The 23912-nt window shown below is 62.5% G+C and carries 25 protein-coding genes; 17 read left to right on the top strand and 8 right to left on the bottom strand.

All coding sequences use genetic code 11. From position 1 onward, the window contains the following. The first annotated feature begins 109 nt into the window (after positions 1 to 109). Entirely contained in the window at positions 110 to 1273 is a 1164-nt protein-coding gene (locus tag CFI11_RS08750; RefSeq protein ID WP_130405046.1) for a M20 aminoacylase family protein, read from the top strand. On the opposite strand, the gene CFI11_RS08755 is transcribed toward CFI11_RS08750, so the two are convergent. The 3 genes from CFI11_RS08755 to moaA are packed head-to-tail and all read right to left on the bottom strand — an operon-like array spanning position 1270 to position 4620. Then, positions 1270 to 2316: a glycosyltransferase family 4 protein gene (locus CFI11_RS08755; protein ID WP_130405048.1), complete on the bottom strand. Its 1047-nt coding sequence runs from the start codon at positions 2314 to 2316 to the stop codon at positions 1270 to 1272. The genes CFI11_RS08750 and CFI11_RS08755 overlap by 4 nt on opposite strands. Next, entirely contained in the window at positions 2306 to 3613 is a 1308-nt protein-coding gene (locus CFI11_RS08760) for a 3-deoxy-D-manno-octulosonic acid transferase (RefSeq protein WP_130405050.1), read from the bottom strand. The genes CFI11_RS08755 and CFI11_RS08760 overlap by 11 nt, the downstream gene beginning before the upstream one ends. Continuing rightward, positions 3613 to 4620 carry a GTP 3',8-cyclase MoaA gene (gene moaA / locus CFI11_RS08765; protein WP_130405052.1) on the bottom strand — a complete coding sequence of 336 codons (1008 nt, stop codon included), beginning with the start codon at positions 4618 to 4620 and terminating at the stop codon, positions 3613 to 3615. The genes CFI11_RS08760 and moaA overlap by 1 nt, the downstream gene beginning before the upstream one ends. 87 nt (positions 4621 to 4707) lie before the next feature. Between moaA and CFI11_RS08770 the strand changes: the two genes are divergently transcribed. After that, positions 4708 to 5181 (top strand): hypothetical protein, encoded by a 474-nt coding sequence (locus CFI11_RS08770; RefSeq protein WP_130405054.1) that lies wholly within the window; start codon positions 4708 to 4710, stop codon positions 5179 to 5181. 13 nt (positions 5182 to 5194) lie between these two features. On the opposite strand, the gene CFI11_RS08775 is transcribed toward CFI11_RS08770, so the two are convergent. Beyond that, on the bottom strand, positions 5195 to 5866 hold the full coding sequence (locus CFI11_RS08775; RefSeq protein WP_254449050.1) for a DNA alkylation repair protein: 672 nt from the start codon (positions 5864 to 5866) through the stop codon (positions 5195 to 5197). Positions 5867 to 5956: 90 nt separating this feature from the next. Here CFI11_RS08775 and CFI11_RS08780 point away from each other — a divergent pair, with 90 nt between their 5' ends. Then, positions 5957 to 6676 carry an FkbM family methyltransferase gene (locus tag CFI11_RS08780; RefSeq protein WP_130405058.1) on the top strand — a complete coding sequence of 240 codons (720 nt, stop codon included), beginning with the start codon at positions 5957 to 5959 and terminating at the stop codon, positions 6674 to 6676. On the opposite strand, the gene CFI11_RS08785 is transcribed toward CFI11_RS08780, so the two are convergent. The 3 genes from CFI11_RS08785 to glmU are packed head-to-tail and all read right to left on the bottom strand — an operon-like array spanning position 6673 to position 10394. After that, positions 6673 to 7215 (bottom strand): pyridoxamine 5'-phosphate oxidase family protein, encoded by a 543-nt coding sequence (locus tag CFI11_RS08785; protein ID WP_130405060.1) that lies wholly within the window; start codon positions 7213 to 7215, stop codon positions 6673 to 6675. The two genes, CFI11_RS08780 and CFI11_RS08785, sit on opposite strands and share 4 nt — an antisense overlap. Next, positions 7216 to 9039 (bottom strand): glutamine--fructose-6-phosphate transaminase (isomerizing), encoded by a 1824-nt coding sequence (gene glmS / locus CFI11_RS08790; RefSeq protein WP_130405062.1) that lies wholly within the window; start codon positions 9037 to 9039, stop codon positions 7216 to 7218. Further along, positions 9039 to 10394: a bifunctional UDP-N-acetylglucosamine diphosphorylase/glucosamine-1-phosphate N-acetyltransferase GlmU gene (gene glmU, locus CFI11_RS08795; RefSeq protein ID WP_130405064.1), complete on the bottom strand. Its 1356-nt coding sequence runs from the start codon at positions 10392 to 10394 to the stop codon at positions 9039 to 9041. The genes glmS and glmU overlap by 1 nt, the downstream gene beginning before the upstream one ends. A gap of 128 nt (positions 10395 to 10522) precedes the next feature. On the opposite strand from glmU, the gene CFI11_RS08800 reads away from it, so the two are divergent. The 4 genes from CFI11_RS08800 to CFI11_RS08815 all read left to right on the top strand — a co-directional run bounded on the left by CFI11_RS08800 (position 10523) and on the right by CFI11_RS08815 (position 14733). Beyond that, positions 10523 to 11185 (top strand): HAD-IA family hydrolase, encoded by a 663-nt coding sequence (locus CFI11_RS08800; protein ID WP_130405066.1) that lies wholly within the window; start codon positions 10523 to 10525, stop codon positions 11183 to 11185. 73 nt (positions 11186 to 11258) lie between these two features. Continuing rightward, the gene (locus CFI11_RS08805) at positions 11259 to 12467 is read left to right on the top strand and encodes a DegT/DnrJ/EryC1/StrS aminotransferase family protein (RefSeq protein WP_130405068.1); all 1209 of its coding nucleotides are present in this window, start codon (positions 11259 to 11261) and stop codon (positions 12465 to 12467) included. A 247-nt stretch (positions 12468 to 12714) separates the two neighbouring features. Then, a complete protein-coding gene (locus CFI11_RS08810; protein ID WP_130405070.1) occupies positions 12715 to 13485 on the top strand; it encodes a glucose 1-dehydrogenase in 771 nt (256 codons plus the stop codon). Positions 13486 to 13569: 84 nt separating this feature from the next. Then, positions 13570 to 14733 carry an isovaleryl-CoA dehydrogenase gene (locus CFI11_RS08815; protein WP_130405072.1) on the top strand — a complete coding sequence of 388 codons (1164 nt, stop codon included), beginning with the start codon at positions 13570 to 13572 and terminating at the stop codon, positions 14731 to 14733. A gap of 77 nt (positions 14734 to 14810) precedes the next feature. Here the strand turns inward: CFI11_RS08815 and CFI11_RS08820 are convergent, their stop codons facing one another. Further along, entirely contained in the window at positions 14811 to 15428 is a 618-nt protein-coding gene (locus tag CFI11_RS08820; protein ID WP_130405074.1) for an OmpW family protein, read from the bottom strand. 134 nt (positions 15429 to 15562) lie between these two features. Between CFI11_RS08820 and CFI11_RS08825 the strand changes: the two genes are divergently transcribed. The 10 genes from CFI11_RS08825 to CFI11_RS24275 all read left to right on the top strand — a co-directional run bounded on the left by CFI11_RS08825 (position 15563) and on the right by CFI11_RS24275 (position 23826). Then, entirely contained in the window at positions 15563 to 17167 is a 1605-nt protein-coding gene (locus tag CFI11_RS08825; RefSeq protein ID WP_130405076.1) for a carboxyl transferase domain-containing protein, read from the top strand. A 309-nt stretch (positions 17168 to 17476) separates the two neighbouring features. Next, complete coding sequence (locus CFI11_RS08830) at positions 17477 to 17932, top strand: thermonuclease family protein (RefSeq protein ID WP_254449090.1); 456 nt, start codon at positions 17477 to 17479, stop codon at positions 17930 to 17932. Further along, positions 17925 to 19862: a biotin carboxylase N-terminal domain-containing protein gene (locus CFI11_RS08835; protein ID WP_130405080.1), complete on the top strand. Its 1938-nt coding sequence runs from the start codon at positions 17925 to 17927 to the stop codon at positions 19860 to 19862. The genes CFI11_RS08830 and CFI11_RS08835 overlap by 8 nt, the downstream gene beginning before the upstream one ends. A gap of 111 nt (positions 19863 to 19973) precedes the next feature. Next, positions 19974 to 20837 (top strand): hydroxymethylglutaryl-CoA lyase, encoded by an 864-nt coding sequence (locus tag CFI11_RS08840; RefSeq protein WP_130405082.1) that lies wholly within the window; start codon positions 19974 to 19976, stop codon positions 20835 to 20837. Beyond that, a complete protein-coding gene (locus CFI11_RS08845; RefSeq protein WP_130405083.1) occupies positions 20830 to 21612 on the top strand; it encodes a crotonase/enoyl-CoA hydratase family protein in 783 nt (260 codons plus the stop codon). Before CFI11_RS08840 ends, CFI11_RS08845 begins: the two co-directional genes overlap by 8 nt. Positions 21613 to 21881: 269 nt before the next feature. Continuing rightward, positions 21882 to 22247 carry an NADH-quinone oxidoreductase subunit A gene (locus CFI11_RS08850; protein ID WP_130405085.1) on the top strand — a complete coding sequence of 122 codons (366 nt, stop codon included), beginning with the start codon at positions 21882 to 21884 and terminating at the stop codon, positions 22245 to 22247. Then, positions 22238 to 22759, top strand: coding sequence for an NADH-quinone oxidoreductase subunit B family protein (locus CFI11_RS08855; protein ID WP_130405087.1), 522 nt, complete (start codon positions 22238 to 22240; stop codon positions 22757 to 22759). Before CFI11_RS08850 ends, CFI11_RS08855 begins: the two co-directional genes overlap by 10 nt. Positions 22760 to 22776: 17 nt before the next feature. Then, on the top strand, positions 22777 to 23037 hold the full coding sequence (locus CFI11_RS24935; RefSeq protein ID WP_165390224.1) for a DUF2158 domain-containing protein: 261 nt from the start codon (positions 22777 to 22779) through the stop codon (positions 23035 to 23037). Between the two features lie 13 nt (positions 23038 to 23050). Then, on the top strand, positions 23051 to 23656 hold the full coding sequence (locus tag CFI11_RS08865; RefSeq protein WP_130405089.1) for an NADH-quinone oxidoreductase subunit C: 606 nt from the start codon (positions 23051 to 23053) through the stop codon (positions 23654 to 23656). Then, positions 23656 to 23826 (top strand): hypothetical protein, encoded by a 171-nt coding sequence (locus tag CFI11_RS24275; RefSeq protein ID WP_165390225.1) that lies wholly within the window; start codon positions 23656 to 23658, stop codon positions 23824 to 23826. The genes CFI11_RS08865 and CFI11_RS24275 overlap by 1 nt, the downstream gene beginning before the upstream one ends. The last annotated feature ends 86 nt before the right edge of the window (positions 23827 to 23912 follow it).

Raw genomic sequence — 23912 nt, forward strand, 5'->3', positions numbered from 1 at the left:
TGGGCACAGGCATCCGGGCTGGACAGAGCGGGTTTTCCCAGAAAACCTGCGGAGTCCGGCCCCCGTTGAACAAAGAACACGAAACGCGCCTCATCAAAGGAGCCCGCTTATGCCCGTCAAAAACCGCCTCGCCGAGCTGCATGACGAAATCACCGAATGGCGACGAGATATTCACCAACACCCCGAAATCCTTTTCGACACCCACCGCACCAGCGCGCTGGTGGCCGAAAAACTCAAGGAATTTGGCTGCGATGACGTCGTCACGGGGATCGGGCGCACCGGCGTGGTCGGTGTGATCAAGGGCACGAGCGATAGCGCGGGCAAGGTGATCGGCCTGCGGGCCGATATGGATGCGCTGCCCATCGAGGAGCAGACGGGCGTCGAATATGCCTCCAAAACCCCCGGCGCGATGCACGCTTGCGGTCATGACGGGCATACCGCGATGCTGTTGGGTGCTGCCAAATACCTGGCCGAGACGCGCAATTTCGATGGCACGGCCATCGTCATCTTCCAGCCCGCCGAAGAAGGCGGCGGTGGCGGCAAGGAGATGTGCGACGACGGCATGATGGAGCGTTGGGGCATCCAGGAAGTCTATGGCATGCATAATTGGCCCAACATGCCGGCGGGCCAGTTTGCGATCCGGCCCGGTGCGTTCTTCGCAGCGACCGATCAATTCGACATTGAACTCGAAGGCCAGGGCGGCCATGCCGCCAAGCCGCATGAGACGGTGGACACGACGGTCATGGCCTCTCATATCGTTCTGGCGCTGCAGACCATCGCCAGCCGCAACGCCGACCCGGTCGATCAGATCGTGGTGTCGGTCACCTCTTTCGAAACGTCTTCGAACGCGTTCAACGTGATCCCGCAACGCGTGCATCTGCGCGGCACGGTGCGCACGATGAGCCCCGAGATGCGCGATCTGGCCGAAAAGCGCATCAACGAGATCTGTACGGGGACGGCGGGGACCTTCGGCGGCAGGGCAGAGGTGACCTATCATCGCGGCTACCCGGTCATGGTAAACTCCGACGAACAGACCGAATTCGCAGCCGAGGTCGCGCGCAGCGTGTCAGGGCAATGCGAGGAGGCCGCCATCGTGATGGGCGGCGAGGATTTCGCCTTCATGCTGGAAGAGCGGCCCGGCGCTTATATCCTTGTGGGCAACGGCGACACGGCGGCGGTGCACCACCCTGAATACAACTTCAACGACGAGGCGATCCCCGCTGGCTGCAGCTGGTGGGCGGAGATTGTCGAGCAGCGGATGCCCGCGGCCTAACCCTCGGCCCAGAGCTGCTGATAGACCTCTTCGATGCCCGCGGCTTCGGCCCGGGCGCTGAACGAGGCCTCTGCAATGTCTCGCGCGGCTTTGGCCATGGCGTCATGCCGCGCGGGATCGTCCAAGAGCGTGCCCGCTGCGTCCGCAGCCCCTTGCCAATCTTCCTGATCGACAATCCGACCCGCGCGGCCCTGCGCGCTGAACGCGTTGTAATAGCCCGCATCGGAGGCGACAAACGGCACCCCGCTTGCCATCCCTTCAAGCGGCACCATGCCGTACCCCTCGTACCGCGGCATTTGCATCACAAGCGAGAGGCCACGCAGGAGAGGCGGCAGGTCACCCGCCGCGATCTCTCCGGGAAAGAGGATACGGTCGCGCAGGCCCGCGGCGTCAACCTCGTTCTGTAAGTCACTGAGAAAGCTTTGATGTTCTCGGGCTGCGCGTCCGATGACAAGCGCCGTTGCACCGGGTCGATCCGGCAGCAGACGCAGCATGGCACGAACGAAGACATCGGTGCCTTTTTCGGGACGGATCCGGCCGATTGTGGCGATACCTTGGGTTCCGCCATATCCAAGCGCGGCCCAGGCCGCCGCCCGGTCCGGCGCCGGGCTGAACCGGTCGGTATCGACACCGTGGGGAACGACGGCACGCACATGAGGCACGAATTCCGCGGCACGCTCGGTCGTGGCGATCACCGCATCCATTCGGGAAATCAGCCAGCGCGGATAGGCGGAATGCAGACGCTGTGCTGCGGAGGTGAACACGATTCGGATGGGGCGCCGCAGCACGTCACGGAGCCAGAGCGCGGTCTGCATCTCCGGGTTGCGGCGAACATGCCAGATGGCAAAAGGACGGTCGCTTGGGCCAGCCCGGCAGAGCGCGCGCGCCTGCGATTTGCTGATCGGGGCCGGACAATCGGGCAGGGGATGTCCCACCAGACGCAGGTCATGCATTTTCCCCTGCGCGCGCACGACATTGGCTGCGGTCGCGGAGACGCCGGTGAAGTTGCGGTTGAAATTGGTGACATAAAGATCAGGCGCCATGGGGCGCCTCGAGCCGAAGCGCGCTCAAGAGCCCGTTCACCATCTCCTCCAAACCTTCCGATTGCCGCGCGACAAAGCGTTTGGAGGCCGCGCGCGCCTGTTCGAGGGCGCCCTCATCCACAAGCCAGCGCTCCACCGCCTCCGAAAGCGCCTGCGGATCCTCGATCTCCACCGCGCCGCCCAGGGCGATAAGGGGCGGGTAGGTTTCTGAAAAGCTGGCGAAATGCGGACCCGTCAGGATTGCCGCACCGGCCTGGGCGGGTTCGTATGGATTGTGCCCGCCAATGGGCTGAAGCGAGCCGCCGACGAAGACGATGGGGCTTGCTGCATACCACGTACCGGTCTCGCCCAGCGTATCGGCGAGGTAGACTTGTGCGGCGGGCGTTTCTTTGGCGCTGCGCTGGGCGACGGAAAGGCCTCTGTCGCGGCAGAGTTTGGCCACTTCGGCCCCCCGTTCCGGATGTCGCGGTATCAACAGCAGACAAAGATCGGGATGTCGGGCCAGAAGCGTTTTGTGGGCAGAAAGGACGACCTCTTCTTCTCCGGGATGGGTGGAACTGGCCACCCAAAGCGGGCGTCCTGCAAGGGCCGTTTTCAAGTCCGACAAGGCCGGCGCATCCACCGGAGGTGGTGCTGCGAGAGCCTTGAGGTTGACCCCCTGTTGCACGCGATCAGGGTCGGCGCCCATAGCGATCAGGTTCTCCCGCATCTCGCGATTCTGGCTGATCAGCAGGTCGAACACGTCCATCACCAATCGTGCGGTGTCAGGCCATTTCCGCCAGCCTTCGACCGATTTGCGCGAGAGCCGCGCATTGACCAGCGCAAGATGTAGCCCGGCCTTCTGTGCCTCAAGCAGCATGTTCGGCCAAAGCTCGCTCTCGACAAACACGCCCGCTTGGGGTCGCCAATGGGTCAGAAAGCGCCGGACGGGGCCGGGCGCGTCAAGGGGTGCGAATTGGTGCTGCGTACGGGGTGGCAGGCGTTTGGTGATCATTTCGGCGGAGGTCGCGGTGCCGGAGGTGATCAGAAAGGACAGATCGGCGCGTCGGCCGCCCATCGCCCGGATCAGCGTCAAGGCCCCCAGGCTCTCCCCGACAGAGGCTGCGTGAAACCAGACGAGCGGACCATCGGGGCGGTCAAGGCTGGCCGTGCCTGCGCGTTCGGGCAGCCGCTCGGCATCGACACCGGCCTTGCGCAGCTTGCGCGTGACCGACCAATAGGCAAGCGGCACGGCTGCTGCCGTCAGGCTGCGATAAATCCGGTAAAGCGGCGTTGGTCTGCCGCCCGAGGGCGTCATCACCCGCCCGTATGGCTCATATGGCGGGGCATCTGGCCGTCAAGCTTTTGACGCGAATAGTCGAAATCGTGCCCTTTCGGCTTGCGGTCGATGGCGGCGCGGATCGCGTCCTCCAGCGGCTTTTCGGTGTCCAGATGAGTGCGGAGCGGCGCGCGCAGATCGGCCATATCCTCTTGCCCGAGGCACATGTAAAGCTCACCCGTACAGGTCAGCCGCACGCGGTTGCAGCTTTCGCAGAAGTTATGGGTCAGCGGTGTGATGAAGCCGATCTTCTGCCCCGTCTCCTCCAACCGGACATAGCGCGCAGGACCGCCCGTGCGTTCGGCCAGATCGGTCACGGCGTAATGCTGTGCATAGCGCGCGCGCACATCCTTGAGCGACCAATACTGGCCCAGGCGGTTTTCGTTGCCGATATCGCCCATCGGCATCACTTCGATCCAGGTCAGGTCCATGTCTCGCTCGGCGCACCATTCGGTGATCCGTGGCAACTCGTCCTCGTTGAAGCCTTTCAGCGCCACCGCGTTGATCTTGATTCGCAGGCCTGCCTTTTGCGCGGCGTCGATCCCCCGCATGACCTGCGGCAAGCGGCCCCAGCGCGTGATGGCGGCGAACTTGTCGTCGTCCAGCGTGTCCAGCGACACATTCACGCGCCGCACCCCGGCATCCCAAAGCTGGTCGGCGTATTTCTCAAGCTGCGAGCCGTTCGTCGTGAGCGTCAGCTCTTTCAGCGCGCCGCTGTCGAGATGCCGGGTCATCGAACGGAAGAAGGTCATGATATCGCGGCGCACCAACGGCTCGCCGCCAGTGATGCGCAACTTTTCCACACCGAGCCGCACGAAAGTTGAACACATCCGGTCCAGCTCTTCGAGCGTCAGAAGCTCTTTCTTCGGCAGGAAGGTCATGTTTTCGGACATGCAATAGACGCAGCGGAAATCGCAGCGGTCGGTGACCGAAACACGCAGATACGTGATGGCGCGGGCGAACGGGTCGATAAGCGGTGCTGTCATATCCTAATTGGTAAGCACCCGCGCGGACAGCGGCAAGGGGCGAGGCGCGGATTGCCCGCGTCAAAACATCCGACTAAGGTGCCGGCCATGCGATGGATTGTTCTTCCTCTTCTGGTTTTGGGCCTTGGCGGCTGTGATCTTGCGCGCGATGTCTTTGGCGGGGCAGAGCCTGCGCCCGAACCGTTGGCCGCGCCTGGCCCCACGGAGGCGCCGGACACTTTGACGGGGCTCGGCTCGGGCGAGCAGACCGCGGATGCACTGGACCAGACGACCCCGGACGAACAGCGCGCCGCGGCCACACCTGCCGCGGGCGGCTCGGCGCTGGGGATGACGGTCGCCAGTCTGGGTAATCCTGCGGAAAGCGGGTTTTGGTTGAAGACCCCGCTGGTACAGCAGGAAAGCGCGGGCCGGGTTGAATATAACGGGCAATCCGTTCAGGTGACCCTACAGCCGCTGGGCGGGCCAGCGACGGCGGGCAGCCAGATGTCGCTTTCCGCGATGCGCCAGATCGGTGCCCCGCTGACGGATCTAGTGGAGGTTTCAGTTTTCACCGCAGGCTGAGTGTGGCCTGGCTCTAAAGATATTTACCGGCCTCACGCCTGGCGAACGGCTTCATCTGCTCACCATGGCTTTCAAGGAACGCCACCACCCGACCCCGATCGTGCTTGCTTAACTCCCGCAGCCACCATGCGACCGCTTTTTGTATGAACCATTCTCGGTCGTGCACATATCCCTTGGCCCAGCTGAGGATCCGGTCGCGCGCGGCAAGCTCGTCCGGTTTGGGATTGTTCTGTTTGGTCCAGGGCAGGGTGATCACCAATGCCGCCCGACGCGTCCACATATGATCTGACCGGGTCCATTCCTCCACCTTATCCAACCGGTCGGGATCGGCTATCAGACGCCGCTGGCCCGCCATGCAGGCATGATCGGCAATGGCCCAGGCGTTGAAATCGGGCACCCAGCTTTCAATCAGCTGCCAGACCGCCTCATCCGGGCGGATGCGGGCCTGGGTCAAGAGTTTGGCGGCTGTGACGCGCGCTTCGTGAATGTCGGTGTTCCAGAGCGCGCGGGCCAACGACACACGATCCTCGACGGTCAGATCTTGTCTCCACGCCTTTGCCAGATCACCCAACACGGGATTGCCGATGCCAAGATATTCCCGCTCGACCTTGTGATAGCGCGCCTTTTCCGCGGCCCTTACCGGATCGGCATGCGATTTCAGGTCATCCAGATATTTTTGCCACACCTCAACCTCACTTGGTTTTGCCAATGAACGACGCTTTTCAGCACGAATAGGCGTTGCTATCCAGTTTTCATTAGGGACGGGATTTTTTGAATGCGCATATTCAAAGGCGCTGAACGTGCCGCGAAGGCATTGGTGCCAAAGGGATGGCATAAGTATTTTCGGGCCTCCCGATACGAGCTGTTGATGGAGCGACTGGCTCCGGTCGATCTGATCGTTCATGTCGGAGCGCATTGGGCCGAGGATGCCGCACATTACGAGGCGTGCGGCGCGAAAACCGTTCTCTGGATCGAGGCCGACCCGGGCACGTTCCGCAGGTTGAGAGAGGTCTTGGCGGAGCGAACCGGAGCCACGCGTCATATCGCGGAATGTGCGCTGGTGTCGTCGCGGGAAGATCGGCAAGTTTCTTTCAACCGGTTTAACGGGGACGGGGCCTCTTCATCGGTCTATCGATCCGCCCCGACCCGCGCCAACCGCTTTCCCGGGAGCCATGAAACAGGCGAGGTTCTGGCCCTGAAAACCCGGACGCTTGACGCCGTCATGGCAAGTCACGGCGTCGACGCGTCCGCTGCCGGCACGGCGATGCTGGTGATCGATGTCCAGGGACATGAGTTGGAGGTTTTGCGCGGCCTCGATGTCGGTCTGACGCAATTTGATCTTTGCAAGTGCGAGGTGTCGCGTATTCCGATGTACCAGAACGCTCCGCTTTTTCCAGACATCGATGCTCATTTCCGGTCATTCGGCTTTCGCCTGGCATCTCATCGCTATGCGCTGGTCCCAAGCCATGGCGATGTGCTTTACCAGCGCGCCTAGCCGTCTGACCGCGTCGGTCGTCCGTCCAGGGTGGTGGCATTGCGCGTTTGCCAATGCTCCGTCAGCTGCGCATCGCTTTTTGATGCGGCCCAGTGTTCCAGCGTATCGCGTTCCCCTTCATAGGCCATGAACGGCACCGCATAGCCGCAGGAGGTTTGAACCATGTCCACGCTCATGTCGAAGATCTGTCGCGCGCCACGGTGATCGGGGAGATGTTGCGAAAGGCCCGGCCAATCCGCGTCGCCCGGATACACCGCGCGCGCCGTGCCGTAGGCGCGCAGGATCATCGGGCGCTTGGTGAAAGAACACCACATGAGCGTGACGCGCGGGCTTTCCAGAAGATGTCCGGCCGTCTCGTTCCCGCTGCCCGTCAGGTTCAGCCAGATGATCCGGTCGGGCCCGAGAACGCGAAGGGCATCCATGCCTTTTGGGGACAGGTTGACACGTCCGGTCGGCGCAGCGGTTGCGGTGAAAAAGATGTGCTGCTCGGCTATGAAGCGTGCGTGATTGTCTTCGATACAGTCAAATTGCTTGGCCATCTATTCCACCGTCACTGATTTCGCGAGATTGCGGGGCTGGTCCACATCCGTGCCTTTCGCAACAGCCGTGTGATAGGCCAGCAGTTGCGCCGGAATGGCATAAAGGATGGGACTGAGCGCGGGCAGGATCTTCGGCATTGGGATGGCCGACCAAAGCCCGTCTTGCGCTTCGGCAATACCGTCTTCGTCGGAAATTAGGACGACCTTGCCCTTGCGCGCCATCACCTCCTGCATGTTCGAAACGGTTTTGTCGAAAAGCGCGTCGCGCGGTGCCATCACGACGACGGGCATATTCTTGTCGATCAGCGCGATGGGCCCGTGCTTGAGCTCTCCCGCGGCGTAGGCTTCGGCGTGAATATAGCTGATTTCCTTCAGCTTCAGCGCCCCTTCCAAAGCCATCGGATACATCATGCCCCGTCCCAGGAACAGAACATCGCGGGCTTCGGCAAGGCGTTGGGCTGCGGCTCGGATCGCGTTGTTCTGGTCGAGCGCCGCATTCAGTTGCTGGGGCAGGGCGCGTAGCGCGGCGATGTGGTCGGCGACCTCTCTTTCGCTCATCACGCCCCGATCCGCCGCCGCCTTGATCGCGAGCAGAAACAGCACGGCAAGCTGGCAGGTGAACGCTTTGGTCGAGGCGACGCCGACCTCGACCCCGGCATGGATCGGCAGGATGAGGTCACTTTCGCGCGCGATGGAGCTTTCCGGCACGTTCACAACCGACACGATCTTGTCCGCCTTGCCTTCGCAATAGCGCAATGCCGCCAGGGTGTCCGCCGTCTCCCCCGATTGGCTGACAAAGAGCGCCACGGATCGCGCCGGGATCGGCGGTTCGCGATACCGGAATTCGGATGCGATATCGACTTCGACCGGCAATTTGGCGAATTGCTCGAACCAGTATTTGGCGACGAGACAGGCATAATAGGCCGTTCCGCAGGCCACCATCGTCAGCCGGTCGATCCGGGTGAAGTCGAGACCCTTGCCCGGCAGCGTGATCTCAGCGCCGCTTCGGTGCAGGTAGGCCTGGATCGCGTCGCTGATGACGCCGGGTTGTTCCGCGATCTCCTTGGCCATGAAATGCTTGTGCCCGGCCTTGTCGACCCGGGTTGCGCCGATCTGAATTGTTTTGATCGCCCGGTTGGCCAAAGTCCCCGCCGCATCGCGGATCTCAAGGGAGGAGCGGGTGACAACCGCGCGGTCGCCTTCTTCAAGATAGGTGATGCGGTCGGTCAGCGGCGCGAGCGCTATGGCATCGCTGCCCACGAACATCTCCCCATCGCCGTGACCGATGGCCAGCGGGGACCCTTTGCGCGCGGCGACGATCAAGTCTTCCTCGCCGTCAAAGAGAAAGGCCAGCGCAAAGGCGCCTTCCAGTCGATCAAGCGTTTTGAACGCGGCGTCGACAGGGGCATCCCCGTTTGCGATCAGATGCTGCGTCATCAGGGCGACGGTTTCGGTATCTGTTTCTGTCTGAAACTCGACACCCGCCTCGGCCAGTTGAGCCCGCAATTCCCGGTAGTTTTCGATGATGCCGTTATGGACCACTGCGACACCGCCCGCGCGATGGGGATGGGCGTTGCCCACCGTCGGTGCGCCATGTGTGGCCCATCTTGTGTGACCAATTCCCGATTTTCCGGGCAGGGGCTCATGCACCAGAAGATCGCTGAGATTGACCAGTTTGCCCACCGCGCGCCGCCGGTCCAGCGTGCCGTTGTTAACAGTCGCGATCCCGGCGCTGTCATAGCCGCGATATTCCAGCCGCTTGAGCGCTTCGACGAGGATCGGCGCAGCCTCGTGATTTCCCAAGACACCGACAATTCCACACATTATGACTGCTCCTCGTCGCGTTTTGCTTTTCTTGCCTTTAACATTTTGAACAATTTGCGTGCATAGCCCGGCTTGACGTCCTGTTTGGCGCGACCCACGGCCAGCGCGCCCGGCTCGACATCGCGGGTCACCACGGTTCCGGTTGCCGTCATCGCCTCATCCCCGACAGAGACGGGGGCGACCAGCATCGTGTTCGATCCGATGAAGACACGCGCGCCGATCTCTGTGCGGTGCTTCATGACACCGTCGTAATTGCAGGTAATCGTGCCCGCCCCGATATTCGTGGCCTCGCCGACCGACGCATCGCCGATATAGCTGAGGTGGTTGACCTTTGCGCCCGCCGCGATCTGCGCGTTCTTGATCTCCACGAAATTGCCGATATGGGTGTTTTCGTCCAGTTCCGCGCCCGGACGCAGGCGGGCATAGGGGCCGACGATGGCGCCGCGGCTGACATGGCAGCCTTCAAGATGCGAAAACGCGCGGATCCGGGCACCGCTTTCGACAGTGACACCGGGACCGAAAACGACATTGGGTTCGATCACCGCATCGCGGCCAATCACGGTATCCATGCTGAGATAGACGGTATCGGGTGCTGAAAGCGTAACGCCGGATTGCATCAAGTCCCCGCGCGCGCGGGCCTGAAAGATCGCATCCGCGCCCGCCAGTTCGGCGCGTGAATTGATGCCCAGTGTTTCCGCCTCATCGCAGGTGACGACGGTGGCCGTGAGGCCCTTGGCCCGGGCAATCTCGACAATTTCGGTGAGATAGTATTCGCCCGCCGCGTTGTCGTTGCTGGTCTCGGCGACAAGATCGAAGAGCACGTTGGCGCGGGCGGTCACCAGGCCGCTGTTGCAAAGGGTGATGGCGCGCTCTGTCTCGCTTGCGTCCTTGAATTCCACGATCCGGTCCAGCTCCGCGCCGGACATGACCAGTCTGCCATATCGCCCCGGGTCCCGCGCCTCGAAGCCCAGTATCACGATGTCATGTGTCTCGCGTGCGGCGACCATACGCTGGAGGGTGTCGGGCTGGATGAAGGGCGTGTCGCCAAAAAGAACGATGACATCCCCGTCAAAGTCAATCAGCTCGGTACGCGCCTGACCGACGGCATGGGCCGTGCCCAATTGTTCGGTCTGCAGCACGACCTCGGCGTTTGGGTCGAAGGCCCGCGCCGCCTCGGCCACGGCATCCGCCCCATGGCCGGCCACGATCACCGTCCGTTCAGGCTCGAGCGGCGCGCCGGAGCGCATGGCGTGATGCAGCATCGGCGCGTTGGCGATGGGGTGCAGAACCTTCGGCAGATCCGAATTCATCCGTGTGCCTTTGCCTGCGGCCAGGATGACGAGGGCGGTGCTCATATCTTTTCTCTTTGTTTTTTTGTTTGCGCCGTTTTATCCGGCTGAGAGGTTCACGCAAGCGGGCGGGCGATCAAATCGGGTTGCGGCTTGCAATACAAAGAGGCGGAGCGCCGCCGAAAGGGGGTCGGGTGAAGACGGTTATCTTCGATCTGGACGGAACGCTGGCGGATACAAGCGGTGACCTGATCGCGGCGGCGAATGTGTGCTTTCGGCAGATGGGGCTGGGCGATGTGCTTGATCCTGTCGCGGATGCGGGGATCGCTTTGCGCGGCGGGCGGCGCATGCTGACAGCCGGTCTCGAGCGGCACGGGCGTTTTGATGAGGACACCGTCACGGAATACTATCCCGTCTTGCTGGACGCCTATGCCGAGGCGATCGATGTGCATACGGTCCTTTATCCTGGTGCGATGGATGCTGTTGAGGCCCTGAAAACCAACGGCTACGGCGTTGGTATTTGCACCAACAAACCCGAAGCCTTGGCTGAAACACTCATGACGCGGCTCGGGGTGAGGGGGCAATTCGCAGCGCTTGTCGGGGCTGATACGCTGCCGGTACGCAAGCCGGATCCGGAACCCTTGCGGGAAGCGGCACGGCGCGCGGGAGGGCATCCGGAGCAGACCCTTCTGGTGGGCGATTCCGACACGGACCGCAACACGGCCCGGGCCGCGGGCGTGCCCTCGATCCTTGTGACGTTCGGCCCATCGGGTGAGGATATGGCAGCCCTTGAACCCGAGGCGCTTCTGCATTCCTACGAGGCGCTGCCAATGGTGGTCGACAGCCTGATCGGTTGAGATCACAGTTCAGCTTTCTCAAATGTGGCGCGGGGCCATTGACGGGCTGCGGTCTTGGCCGCAAAAACAGGCCATGACCGAGATATTCACTGGCAGCTTCACCCAACAGGAATCCATCCCGGAAGAGGGGATCGAAGCCGCGCTTGCGGTATTGAGACACGGGCGTTTGCACCGCTACAACGTGGCGGACGGCGAGTTGGGAGAGACCGCGCTGCTGGAGCAGGAATTCGCGGCCTACACGGGCGCACGCTTTGCGCTGGCCTGCGCGTCGGGCGGCTATGCGATGTGTACGGCCTTGCGCGCGCTGGGCGTCAAAGCCGGGGATAAGGTACTTTCGAATGCCTTCACACTGGCGCCAGTACCCGGTGCGATTGCGTCGCTGGGGGCAAGGCCGGTTTACGTGGGCGTGACCGAGGCACTGACACTGGATCTCGATGAGCTTGAAGCCAAGGCCGATCAGGCCGATGTCCTGCTCTTGAGCCATATGCGCGGACATATCTGCGACATGGACCGGCTGATGGCGATCTGCGAAAACGCGGGCGTTCGTGTGGTTGAGGATTGCGCGCATACGATGGGGGCCAGATGGCGCGGTGTCCCGTCCGGTCGGCACGGTGTGATCGGCTGCTATTCCTGCCAGACATACAAGCATGTGAATTCCGGCGAAGGCGGGTTTCTGGTGACGGATGACGAGGAGCTGGCGGCGCGGGCCATCGTTCTGTCGGGATCCTACATGCTTTACGAGCGCCACCTTGCCGCGCCCCCGCCAGAGGTGTTCGACCGGGTCAAGTATGAAACGCCGAATATCTCGGGTCGGATGGACAATCTGAGGGCCGCGATCCTGCGACCGCAATTGCGGACCCTCGATGAGCAGGTCAGCCGCTGGAACGCGCGCTATCGCGCGCTGGAGGATGGGCTGCAGGGCACGCCGGGCCTTACCCTCATCCCCCGGCCCGAGGTTGAGGAGTATGTCGGCTCGTCGTTCCAGCTTTTGTTGCTGGACTGGCCCAAGGACGATGTGATGAACGTGGTGTCACGCTGCGCCGCCAAGGGGGTCGAACTGAAATGGTTCGGCGCGGACGAGCCGACGGCGTTCACGTCCAGATATGACAGTTGGCGCTATTCCGATGTGCCCAGCTTGCCCGACAGCGACCGGGTGCTGGCGGGGCTGCTCGACATGCGGGTGCCGCTGACATTCAGCCTTGAGGATTGCGCGCTGATCGCGCGGATCATTCGCGCCGAGGTAGGCGCCGTCTATCAGCAGGCCGTCCGGCAAGCAGGCTGACAGGTCCTGCAAAAAAGCTGCTGAATTGTACACGTTTGGCGCGCGCCCTTTCTGAAGGGTGACTGCGGCTGTGGGATCATGTCCTCGATCAGCTGCGTTGAGGCGCTGCTTTCCCAACAAAACGATGTTTGTCGCAACGGAAAGACAAATTCGCATCTGTTGAGTTGCAGTGTCAATGAAATCAATATGTTGCTTGGCTTCTTTCGCTCGCCGATCCTTGGTCGGAGATCAAGCGAGGGAGATTTTCATGATCGACATGTCGGGAAAAGTGGCTTTGGTGACGGGGGCGGCCGCGGGGATAGGCCGATCCGCAGCGCTTAGGTTTGGGGAGGCCGGCGCGCGCGTGATCGTGTCGGACATCGCGGAGGATGGCGGCCATGAAACGGTTGATCTGATCCAGGAAACCGGGGGCGAAGCCACCTTTATCAGAACGGACGCGGCGCAAGAAAAAGATGTCGAAGTTCTTGTCTCGACGATCGTTCAGCAATTTGGAAGCCTGGACTATGCGTGCAACAATGCCGGCATCGAAGGGAATGTGCGCCCCTTGATCGAACAAACGCCGGATGATTTCGACCGGGTCATCAGCATCAATCTGCGCGGCACGTTCTTGTGTCTGAAAGCCGAGATCACGCAGATGCTGCAAGCGGGCGGGGGCGCGATCGTGAACCTTGCCTCGGCGGCCGGGCTGATCGGGTTTCCGGGGCTTTCACCCTATGTTGCGTCAAAGCACGGCGTGAACGGTTTGACCAAGGCGGCGGCCGTTGAGTACGGCGCTCAAGGCGTCCGGGTGAATTCGATCTGCCCGGGCGGTATCGACACACGGATGCTCGATTCCCTGGCCGATCAGGCCACCGGCGGCACGCAGGGCTCAAGCGAAATGATGGCGCCGCTGCATCCCATGGGCCGGATCGGAACCCCGGAGGAGGTCGCCAATCTGATCGTTTGGCTGTGTTCTGAGCAGGCAAGCTTTGTGACCGGCGCAAACATCCCCGTGGACGGCGGCTTCGTCGCGCAATAGCGGACCGTGCCCGGGTGCGCGCAATGCTTGACCGATGCCCCTTGGTCGGTTAATGAACGGTTGTTCAATAAAGGGAGGGCGACCATGTTCAACGCGACCATGCAGTTCGATCTGGGCGAGGATGTGAATGCGCTGCGCGACATGGTGCATCGCTGGGCACAGGAGCGTGTCAGGCCGATGGCGGCGGATATCGACGCCTCAAATGCGTTTCCCCCGGATCTTTGGCAGGAGCTTGGCTCGCTCGGTCTTTTGGGCATCACGGTCGAGGAAGAGTATGGCGGGGCGGGCATGTCCTACCTCGCCCACACGGTCGCCATCGAAGAGATCGCGCGCGCCAGCGCAAGCGTGTCGCTGTCCTATGGCGCGCATTCGAACCTGTGTGTGAACCAGATCAAGCTGAACGGCACGGCGGACCAGAAAGAAAAATATCTCCCCAAGCTCGTTTCGGGTGAGCATGTCGGCGCCCTGGCCATGTCCGAAGCGGGCGCGGGGTCCGATGTGGTGTCCATGAAGCTCCACGCGGAAAAGCGCAATGACCATTTCCGGCTGAACGGGACGAAGTACTGGATCACCAACGGCCCGGATGCGAATACCCTGGTCGTTTATGCAAAGACCGACCCCGATGCCGGCAGTCGCGGGATCACGGCATTTCTGATCGAAAAGGACATGACCGGGTTTTCGACCTCTCCGCATTTCGACAAGCTTGGCATGCGCGGGTCGAATACGGCGGAGCTTATATTCGAGGATGTCGAGGTACCGTTCGAGAACATCCTTGGCGAAGAGGGGCGTGGCGTTGCGGTGCTGATGTCCGGTCTCGACTACGAAAGGGTCGTTCTGGCCGGTATCGGCACGGGCATCATGGCGGCCTGTCTCGACGAGATCATGCCTTACATGGCCGAGCGCAAGCAATTCGGCCAGCCCATCGGGTCGTTCCAGCTGATGCAGGGCAAGATCGCCGATATGTATACGGCGATGAACTCCGCGCGGGCCTATGTCTACGAGGTGGCCAAGGCCTGTGACCGGGGTGACGTGACCCGTCAGGACGCAGCGGCCTGCTGTCTCTATGCCTCGGAAGAGGCAATGAAGCAGGCGCATCAGGCCGTGCAGGCGATGGGGGGTGCCGGCTTTCTGTCCGACAGTCCGGTCAGCCGCATTTTCCGTGATGCAAAGCTGATGGAGATCGGGGCCGGGACGTCCGAAATCCGGCGGATGCTGGTCGGGCGCGAGCTTGTCGCGGCAATGGCGTGAGTAGGATCACGCCCGCGCGTGAATTGCACATCGCCCGGCTGGAAAGGGGCCGGGCGATATGTGACCGCGTGGACGGTTCAGAAGTTCATGATGTAGGAAACACCCAGGACCACGGGGTCAATCTCGACGGTGCCGATATTCGCCCCATCCAGCGAGACGTCCGCCTCGATGTCGATATAGCGCGCGTCAAGGCGCAGCGCCGACCGGTCGGTCAGGGCGAACTCCACGCCAGCCTGCAGGGCGAAGCCGAAGGAATCGTCAATCGACAGATCCTGTCCCGCAATCGCGCCGGAGGCTTCTTCGTCAAAGAAGGTGGTGTAGTTGATGCCCGCGCCCACAAACGGCGTCACAGTGCCGGCGGTCGGGAAGTAGTAGACAAGCGACAGGGTGGGCGGCAGGTGTTTGGTGCTGCCAATGCCGCCGAGGCCCGCGATGGAGATATCATGTTCGAACGGGGTCGCGGCAAGCAGTTCGATCCCCAGATTGTCCCGGAAGAAGTAGGCTGCGGTAAAGCTGATCTGAGTGTTGTCATCGACCGTCACGGCACCCGGAGTGAGGGTCCCGTTGTCGGATTTCGGGTTCACATTCGCGATCCCGACACCGAAGCGCCAGTCGCCCATCTGTTGAGCCGACGCGCCGGTCACACACAAAGCCGAAACGGCAGCCGCAGCCGCGAGAATCGGAAGCGTTTTCATGGTAGTGCCCTTTCTTTTGATTATGAGGACACTCTCGCCGCACGCACCGGAGCCGGCCATGATCTGGGTCAAGTCCTATGCCATTTCGTCGGTTTTGACCCCACGTTAAAGCCAATGTTCAGGAGGGTGCCCGGATGCGCCTGAAATCCCAGATTGTGACATCCGCCGAAAGCTTCGCGGCCAACCGTGCCGCCCATCTCGAGGCGCTGGCCGGGATCCGCGAGGCGGCCGAGCAGGCCGCGCAGGGCGGAGGGGAAAAGTCCCGGTCCCGCCATGTCGGTCGCGGCAAGATGCTGCCACGGGAGCGGGTGGCCAATTTGCTCGACCCCGGCAGCCCGTTTTTGGAAGTGGGCGCGACCGCGGCGCATGGGATGTATGACGGCGCGGCGCCCTGTGCGGGGGTTATCGCGGGCATCGGACATGTGCGGGGGCTGGAGGTGATGGTCATCTGCAATGACGCGACCGTAAAGGGCGGAACCTATTATCCTATGACGGTCAAGAAGCATCTCAGGGCGCAGGAGATTGCCGAGGAATGCGCGCTGCCCTGCGTGTATCTGGTCGATTCTGGAGGGGCCAACCTGCCCAATCAGGACGAGGTGTTTCCGGATCGGGATCATTTCGGGCGGATCTTCTACAACCAGGCGCGGATGAGTGCGAAGGGCATTCCCCAGATCGCCGTGGTCATGGGGTCCTGCACGGCCGGTGGCGCCTATGTGCCGGCGATGTCGGATGTAACGATTATCGTGAAGGAGCAGGGCACGATCTTTCTGGCCGGGCCGCCATTGGTGAAAGCCGCGACCGGGGAAGTGGTGAGCGCCGAGGATCTGGGCGGCGGGGACGTTCATACGCGGCTCTCGGGCGTGGCCGATTATCTGGCCGAGGACGATGCCCATGCGCTGGCGCTGGCCCGCCGCGCCGTGGCCGGGCTGAACCGCGCGAAACCCGACACCGTGCAATGGGCTTGTCCGGAGGAGCCGCTTTACGACCCGGAGGACATTCTCGGCGTTGTGCCGGGCGATCTGCGTACGCCCTACGATATAAGAGAGGTGATCGCACGCCTCGTGGACGGGTCGCGGTTTGACGAGTTCAAGCCGCGTTTCGGGGAGACGCTGGTAACCGGGTTTGCCCATGTGAAAGGGTGTCCGGTCGGGATCATCGCCAATAACGGCGTACTCTTCTCCGAAGCCGCACAGAAAGGCGCGCATTTTGTCGAGCTCTGTTCGCAGAGGCATATCCCATTGGTTTTTCTGCAGAATATCACCGGGTTCATGGTGGGGCGGAAATACGAGAATGAAGGCATTGCGCGCCATGGTGCCAAGATGGTGACGGCGGTGGCCACGACCTCGGTTCCCAAGATCACCATGCTGGTCGGCGGCTCGTTCGGGGCGGGCAATTATGGAATGGCGGGAAGGGCTTATCAGCCGAAATTTCTCTGGACCTGGCCCAATTCGCGGATCAGCGTGATGGGGGGAGAGCAGGCGGCCGGCGTGCTGGCAACGGTCAAGCGGGATGCCATCGAGCGGGGAGGCGAGACATGGTCAGCCGAAGAGGAGGCGGCCTTCAAGCAGCCCACCATTGATATGTTCGAAGAGCAGTCGCACCCGCTTTATGCCTCGGCCCGGCTGTGGGACGACGGGATCATCGATCCGCGTAAATCGAGGGATGTTCTGGCGCTGAGCCTGAGCGCTGCCCTCTGTGCGCCAATTGAGGAGACACGCTTTGGCGTGTTCCGGATGTGAGCCTTTTCAAATGGCGCCTTATATGCGCCGGACTGTGCGCGTGTTGGCGGTTGGAGTGGGGGCCAGCCCCCACACCCCCGGGATATTTTTGACCCAAAGAAGATGCGCGCGGGGAACATGCGAAGAGGGCTTGGATACCATGACAGGGGGCAGGGCATGAAGGAGAAGCGGAGGGTCGTCCAGTTCGATCGCAGCCGACGTCGCTCTCCCCGTTGGGATCTGGGAACGCCCCCCGGACGGAAACGTTCGCCTTTAAGACATCGCTTTGCGGGTCGGAGGAGGTCTTTGAAAGCAGGGGCGCTTTTGGCCGTGATTGGGGTGGCGGCTGCCCCCTACGCGGTTGATGGCTTTGGCTCTCTGATCGGACCTCCGGCTGACAACGGGTGTCGTGTTGTCAGTGTCATCGATGGCGACACGGTACGGATCTATTGCCCGGGGCGAGGCAACGAGAAGGCCCGGCTGTTGGGATACGATACGCCGGAGACGTTTTCGCCCCGATGCCTGAGCGAATATGCCAAGGGCGTGCGGGCGGCGTGGGCTTTGAGGCTGAAGCTTCTGAGCGCGGAGCGGGTTACCCTCGTCCGGCAGGGAGAGGACCGCTATGGGCGCGCTTTGGTCTTCGTGGGCCTGGATAACGCGCCGCTGGCGCGCACCATGATCGAGGCGGGGCATGCGAGAGCGTATCGAGGGGGTGCAAGACCGAACTGGTGCGCCGGCGGTGCCGGAAGAGAGGCGCATTTGAGCGGCGGAGAGAGACATGTTTGACACTATTCTGATCGCGAACCGGGGAGAGATCGCCTGCCGGGTGATGGAGACGGCGCAGGCGATGGGGGTGCGCTGCGTCGCGGTCTATTCGGACGCGGATGCGGACGCAAAACATGTGCAGATGGCTGACAGGGCCGTTCATATCGGCGGGGCGGCCCCGGCGGAGAGCTATCTCAAGGGCGATGTGATCGTTCAGGCCGCCCTTGAGACGGGCGCGCAAGCCATTCATCCCGGATACGGGTTTCTGAGCGAGAACCCGGATTTCGTGGCCGCCGTGGACGCGGCGGGGCTGACTTTTATCGGCCCGTCGGCGGAGGCGATCCGGGCCATGGGGCTGAAGGATGCAGCCAAGGCGCTGATGGAGGAGGCGGGCGTACCTGTCGTGCCGGGATATCACGGGGACAACCAGGATCCCGGGCATCTGGCCGCCGCGGCTGAGGCGATCGGCTATCCGGTGCTGATCAAGGCGGTGGCAGGTGGCGGTGGCAAAGGGATGCGGCAGGTGACCTCGGCCTCTGAGTTTGCTGATGCGCTGGCCTCGGCCCGGGGGGAGGCGCGGACGGCTTTTGGCAATGACGCGGTGCTGGTGGAGAAATACGTGGCCAAGCCGCGTCACATCGAAGTGCAGGTTTTTGGCGACGGCACACGAGCGGTGCATCTTTTCGAGCGCGATTGCTCGCTGCAACGGCGGCATCAAAAGGTGATCGAAGAGGCCCCCGCGCCCGGCATGACGGAGGAGATGCGCGCGGAGATGGGCGCGGCTGCGGTGCGCGCGGCGGAGGCAATTGGCTATAAGGGGGCCGGTACGGTGGAGTTCATCGTCGATGCCTCGGACGGGCTGAGGGCGGACCGGTTCTACTTCATGGAGATGAACACGCGCTTGCAGGTGGAGCATCCGGTGACCGAGGCGGTGACTGGCGTCGATCTGGTGGAGTGGCAGCTTCGTGTCGCGGCGGGAGAGGCGCTGCCGATGGGGCAGGAGGAATTGCGGCTTGAAGGCCATGCCTTCGAGGCGCGACTTTATGCGGAGGATGTGCCGAAGGGCTTTCTGCCGGCAACAGGAACGCTGGCGCATCTGCGCTTTCCGGGCGATGTGCGCGCTGACAGCGGCGTGAGGGCCGGGGATCAGATCAGCCCGTGGTATGATCCGATGATCGCGAAGGTGATCGTGGAAGGGCCGACGCGGGCGGTGGCTCTGGCCCGGCTTGCGCGGGCGCTGGAGGAGACGCAGGTCGGCGGAACGGTGACAAACCTTGCCTTTCTGGGCGCGCTGGCGCGGCATGAGGGATTTGCCGCGGGCGATGTCGATACCGGGCTGATCGGGCGCGATCTCGACACGTTGGTATCGGCGCCGGAGGTCGGGGCACGGCACAGGGCGCTGGCGGCGCTGGTTGCGGCGGATTTGATCACACCGGAGGCGGCGGCGGGGTTCACGTTATGGGCGCCGTTGCGCCGGACGATTGCGCTGCGCGCGGGGGAGGAGACGTTCGAGGCGGTGCTGGAGGTGCATTCGGCCAGCGCGGTCGATGTGCATCTGGGCGATGGAACGGTTGCCGCGCGCCGGGCGCCGGGCGGCTGGACGCTCGACGGGCAGCCCGCGCCGGAGGCGGTGCGTGTGGGCGACGCGATCTTTGTCTTTGCAGCGTATGGTCTTGCATTCGCGGTGGTGGACCCGCTGGACAGGGCGACGGGCCCCGCAGGCGGAGGCAATCTGATCGAGGCGCCGATGCCGGGGCTGGTCAAGGCGGTGATGGCCCAAGCGGGGCGGGCGGTGGCCGCAGGCGACCGGCTGGCCGTGCTGGAGGCGATGAAGATGGAACACGCGCTGCTGGCGCCCCGGGACGGGGTCGTGGCCGAGGTGCTGGTGGCCGAGGGCGCGCAGGTGGAGGCCGGGGCGGCGCTGGTGCGGCTGGGGGACGAGGAAAGCTGACGGGCGCGCCTTTGGCAGGCGGCGGGATATCCCGTATTGATATCGAGAAGAAGCAGGGGACCTGCGCGTTGCGGCGGGCGCCCCTCTGCGGTTGAGAGGGAGGGATGTGGCGTGGCTGAGTTTGTGGAGATCTTCGAGGTTGGCCCGAGGGACGGGTTGCAGAACGAGAAACGGGAGATCCCGGTCTCGGAGAAGGTGGCGCTGGTCGACCGGCTGAGCCAGGCGGGGTTTCGTCGGATCGAGGTCGCGAGCTTTGTCAGCCCCAAATGGGTGCCGCAGATGGCCGGCAGTAGCGATGTGCTGGCCGGGATCACGCGGGCGGACGGGGTTCGATATGCCGCACTGACACCCAACATGCGAGGCTTTGAGGATGCAAAAGCGGCGGGCGTGGATGAGATCGCGGTCTTCGGCTCGGCCAGCGAAGGGTTTTCGAAGGCCAACATCAATGCCACCATCGCCGAGTCGCTGGAGCGGTTTCGCCCGGTGGTCGAGGCGGCGCGCAGCATTGATCTGCCGGTGCGTGGCTATGTCTCCTGCGTGACGGATTGCCCTTATGACGGTGCGGTGGAGCCGGGGCAGGTGGCGCGGGTGGCTGATGCGCTTTTTGGCATGGGATGCTATGAAGTGTCGCTGGGCGACACGATCGGGCAGGCCACGCCGGACAGTATCGCGCGGATGCTATTGGCAGTGCGCGATGTGGTTCCGGTGGGGCGGCTCGCAGGGCACTATCATGACACTGCGGGGCGTGCGCTGGACAATATAGATGCGTCGCTCAGCCTCGGTGTGCGGGTTTTCGATGCGGCCGTGGGTGGTCTGGGCGGTTGCCCCTATGCGCCGGGCGCAGCGGGCAACGTCGCGACCGAAGCCGTCGCCGCCCATCTGACCCGGCTGGGGTATGAGACGGGGCTGGATCCTGACGTGATCGGAGAGGCGGCGGCCATGGCCCGCGCCATGCGGGAGCGTGCAGATGTTTGAGACGATCCGGGTTGAGACCGATGCAAGGGGCGTGGCAACGCTGACGCTCGACCGTGCGGAAAAGCGCAATGCGATGTCGGCGCGGATGTTGGAAGAGCTGACGGAAGCCGCAGGCACGCTGGCCGCTGACGATCAGGTGCGCGTCGTCGTTTTGACCGGGGCTGGCGACACATTCTGCGCGGGTGGCGATCTGGCCTGGATGCAGGAGCAGATGAAGGCCGATGCCGAAACGCGGGCGCGGGAGGCGGGCAAATTGGCTCATATGCTTCAGGCGATGAACACTTTGCCGAAACCGCTGATCGGACAGGTGCAAGGCAATGCCTTTGGGGGTGGCTGCGGGATGGCGAGCGTCTGCGACATCGCCATTGGCGCGGATCACCTGAAAATGGGCTTTACCGAGACGCGGCTTGGCATCATCCCGGCCACGATCGGCCCTTACGTGCTTGCACGGATGGGTGAGGCGCGCGCGCGCCGTGTCTTTATGTCGGGTCGGCTCTTTGGCGCGCAGGAGGCGGTCGAGTTGGGTCTTTTGGCACGCACCGTGCCGGGTGACGCGCTGGCCGAGGCGGTCGAGGCCGAGGTGGCGCCCTATCTCGCCTGCGCGCCAGGTGCGGTCGCGGCGGCCAAAAAACTGGCACGGGATCTGGGGCCCCGCATTGACGGTGATACGATCGAACATACCATCGGAGCGCTGAAGGCGCGTTGGGAGACAGAAGAGGCGGCCGAAGGCATCGGTGCGTTTTTTGGAAAGCGCAAGCCGCGTTGGACGCGCTGAAAAAGCGCTTTGCGGTGAACCGCTTGCCGTTGAGGCACCGGAAGGGTGAATCGCTTTCGTCCGGTTGAAGCAGGTCTTGAGAATACGCACATAGACGGAAGACAGCCGGGGGCCGATTTCGTGATCACAGCGCTGAAACTGCGTCGTTTTCACCCCTGTTTGATCCCCGGCCTTGGTTGACCCGGATATATACCGGGAGTAAACCAAATCGCGTCAATGTCGCCACTTGACCGCGCGCGCAAATTCGCGCGCAGAAAAGGAGCCAACTCGTGGAAGAGATGTTGCGGGAGTATCTCCCCATTCTCGTGTTTCTGGCCGTGGCCGTCGGGCTGGGCCTTGTCCTTCTCCTTGCCGCAGTCGTTCTGGCCGTCCGCAATCCGGACCCGGAGAAAGTGTCCGCTTATGAATGCGGGTTCAACGCGTTCGACGATGCGCGGATGAAATTCGACGTTCGGTTCTATCTGGTGTCGATCCTGTTCATCATCTTCGATCTGGAGATCGCGTTCCTGTTCCCCTGGGCAGTGGCTTTTCAGGACATTTCGATGACGGCTTTCTGGTCGATGATGGTGTTCCTTGGCGTGCTGACCATCGGCTTTGCCTATGAATGGAAAAAGGGAGCACTGGAATGGGAGTAGCGACCGCAGGCGTGGACAAGGACGTCGCCACGCAGGAGTTGAACAAGGAATTGCAGGACAAAGGGTTCCTGCTGACCTCGACGGAGGACATCATCAACTGGGCGCGCACGGGCTCGCTTCACTGGATGACCTTTGGGCTCGCGTGCTGCGCGGTCGAGATGATGCACACCTCGATGCCGCGCTATGATCTGGAGCGGTTTGGAACGGCGCCACGTGCCTCGCCACGCCAGTCGGACCTCATGATCGTGGCGGGCACGCTGACCAACAAGATGGCACCCGCGCTGCGCAAGGTCTATGACCAGATGCCGGAGCCGCGCTATGTGATCTCCATGGGCTCCTGCGCCAATGGCGGCGGGTACTATCACTATTCCTACAGTGTTGTACGGGGCTGCGACCGGATCGTGCCGGTGGATGTTTACGTGCCGGGCTGCCCGCCGACGGCAGAGGCGCTGCTTTACGGCATCATGCAGTTGCAACGCAAAATCCGCCGTACGGGGACTATTGTCCGTTGAGAGATCCAAATCGAATAGTGATTGGCTCCATTTCTGTTGGAGATATCGTTTCTCTCAGGAGTGGTGGGCCAAACATGACAGTGTCATCGATTGAGGGCGACGCGATTTTGTGTGACTGGATAGATAGTAAAGGGATGCCAAGACAACGCTCCTATCGGCTGGGAATGCTACAACATGGCTCGAGCAGACACGTAATGGTGATGCCGCACTGCCCCGAATGCAAAAGACTTCGCCCGGCAAACCTGAGAGTGCCAGAGGCGTCCGAGAGCTCAAATTGAGAGGCCGAAATATATGTCTAGCGCGCTGAACGAGTTGGGTGCCTATATCGAAGCCAAACGCACCGATTGCGTGCTGGCCTGGGACGTGACGCATGGAGAGCTGAACATCGACGTGGCCCCATCGAATATCGTGGGGTTCGTCGAGTTTCTGAAGGGCGATCCGACCTGCCGCTTTTCGACGCTGGTCGACATAACGGGCGTGGACTACCCCGAGAGGCCCAAGCGGTTCGATGTCGTCTATCACCTGCTGTCGATGTACCAGAACCATCGCATCCGGCTCCGCGTGAGTATCCGGGAAGAGGATATGGTCCCGTCGATCGTAGAGGCGCATCGCTCGGCCAACTGGTTCGAGCGAGAAGTGTTCGACATGTTCGGGATCCTGTTCACCGGCCACCCGGATTTGCGGCGCATCCTAACGGACTACGGCTTTCGTGGCTATCCGCTGCGCAAGGATTTCCCGACCACCGGTTATACCGAAGTGCGGTACGACGAGGCTGAAAAGCGCGTCGTCTACGAACCGGTGAGCCTTGTTCAGGAATATCGGCAGTTCGACTTCATGAGCCCTTGGGAAGGGGCGGAATACATCCTTCCGGGGGATGAAAAGCAGGAGGCGAAGTGATGGGCGGTGTCTTCTGGATCATCTGCGCGTTGACCGCGATCCCGATGCTGAAACTTCTGCCACATTTTGGCGTTAACAAATGGTGGGCGCTGGCCTGCCTTGTCCCCATCGGGGTGCCGATCCTGGCCTGGGTGATGGCGATGAAGCTGCAGGAACTGGAGAAGCTGTAGATGTGGTTTGAGCTGATCAACACTGCGATTGCGGCTGTTGGCTTGGGATTGGCGTCCATGCCACTTCTTAAAAAGACGGTAAAGGT

Origin of the sequence: Thalassococcus sp. S3 (assembly GCF_004216475.1) — a bacterium.
Taxonomy (GTDB): domain Bacteria; phylum Pseudomonadota; class Alphaproteobacteria; order Rhodobacterales; family Rhodobacteraceae.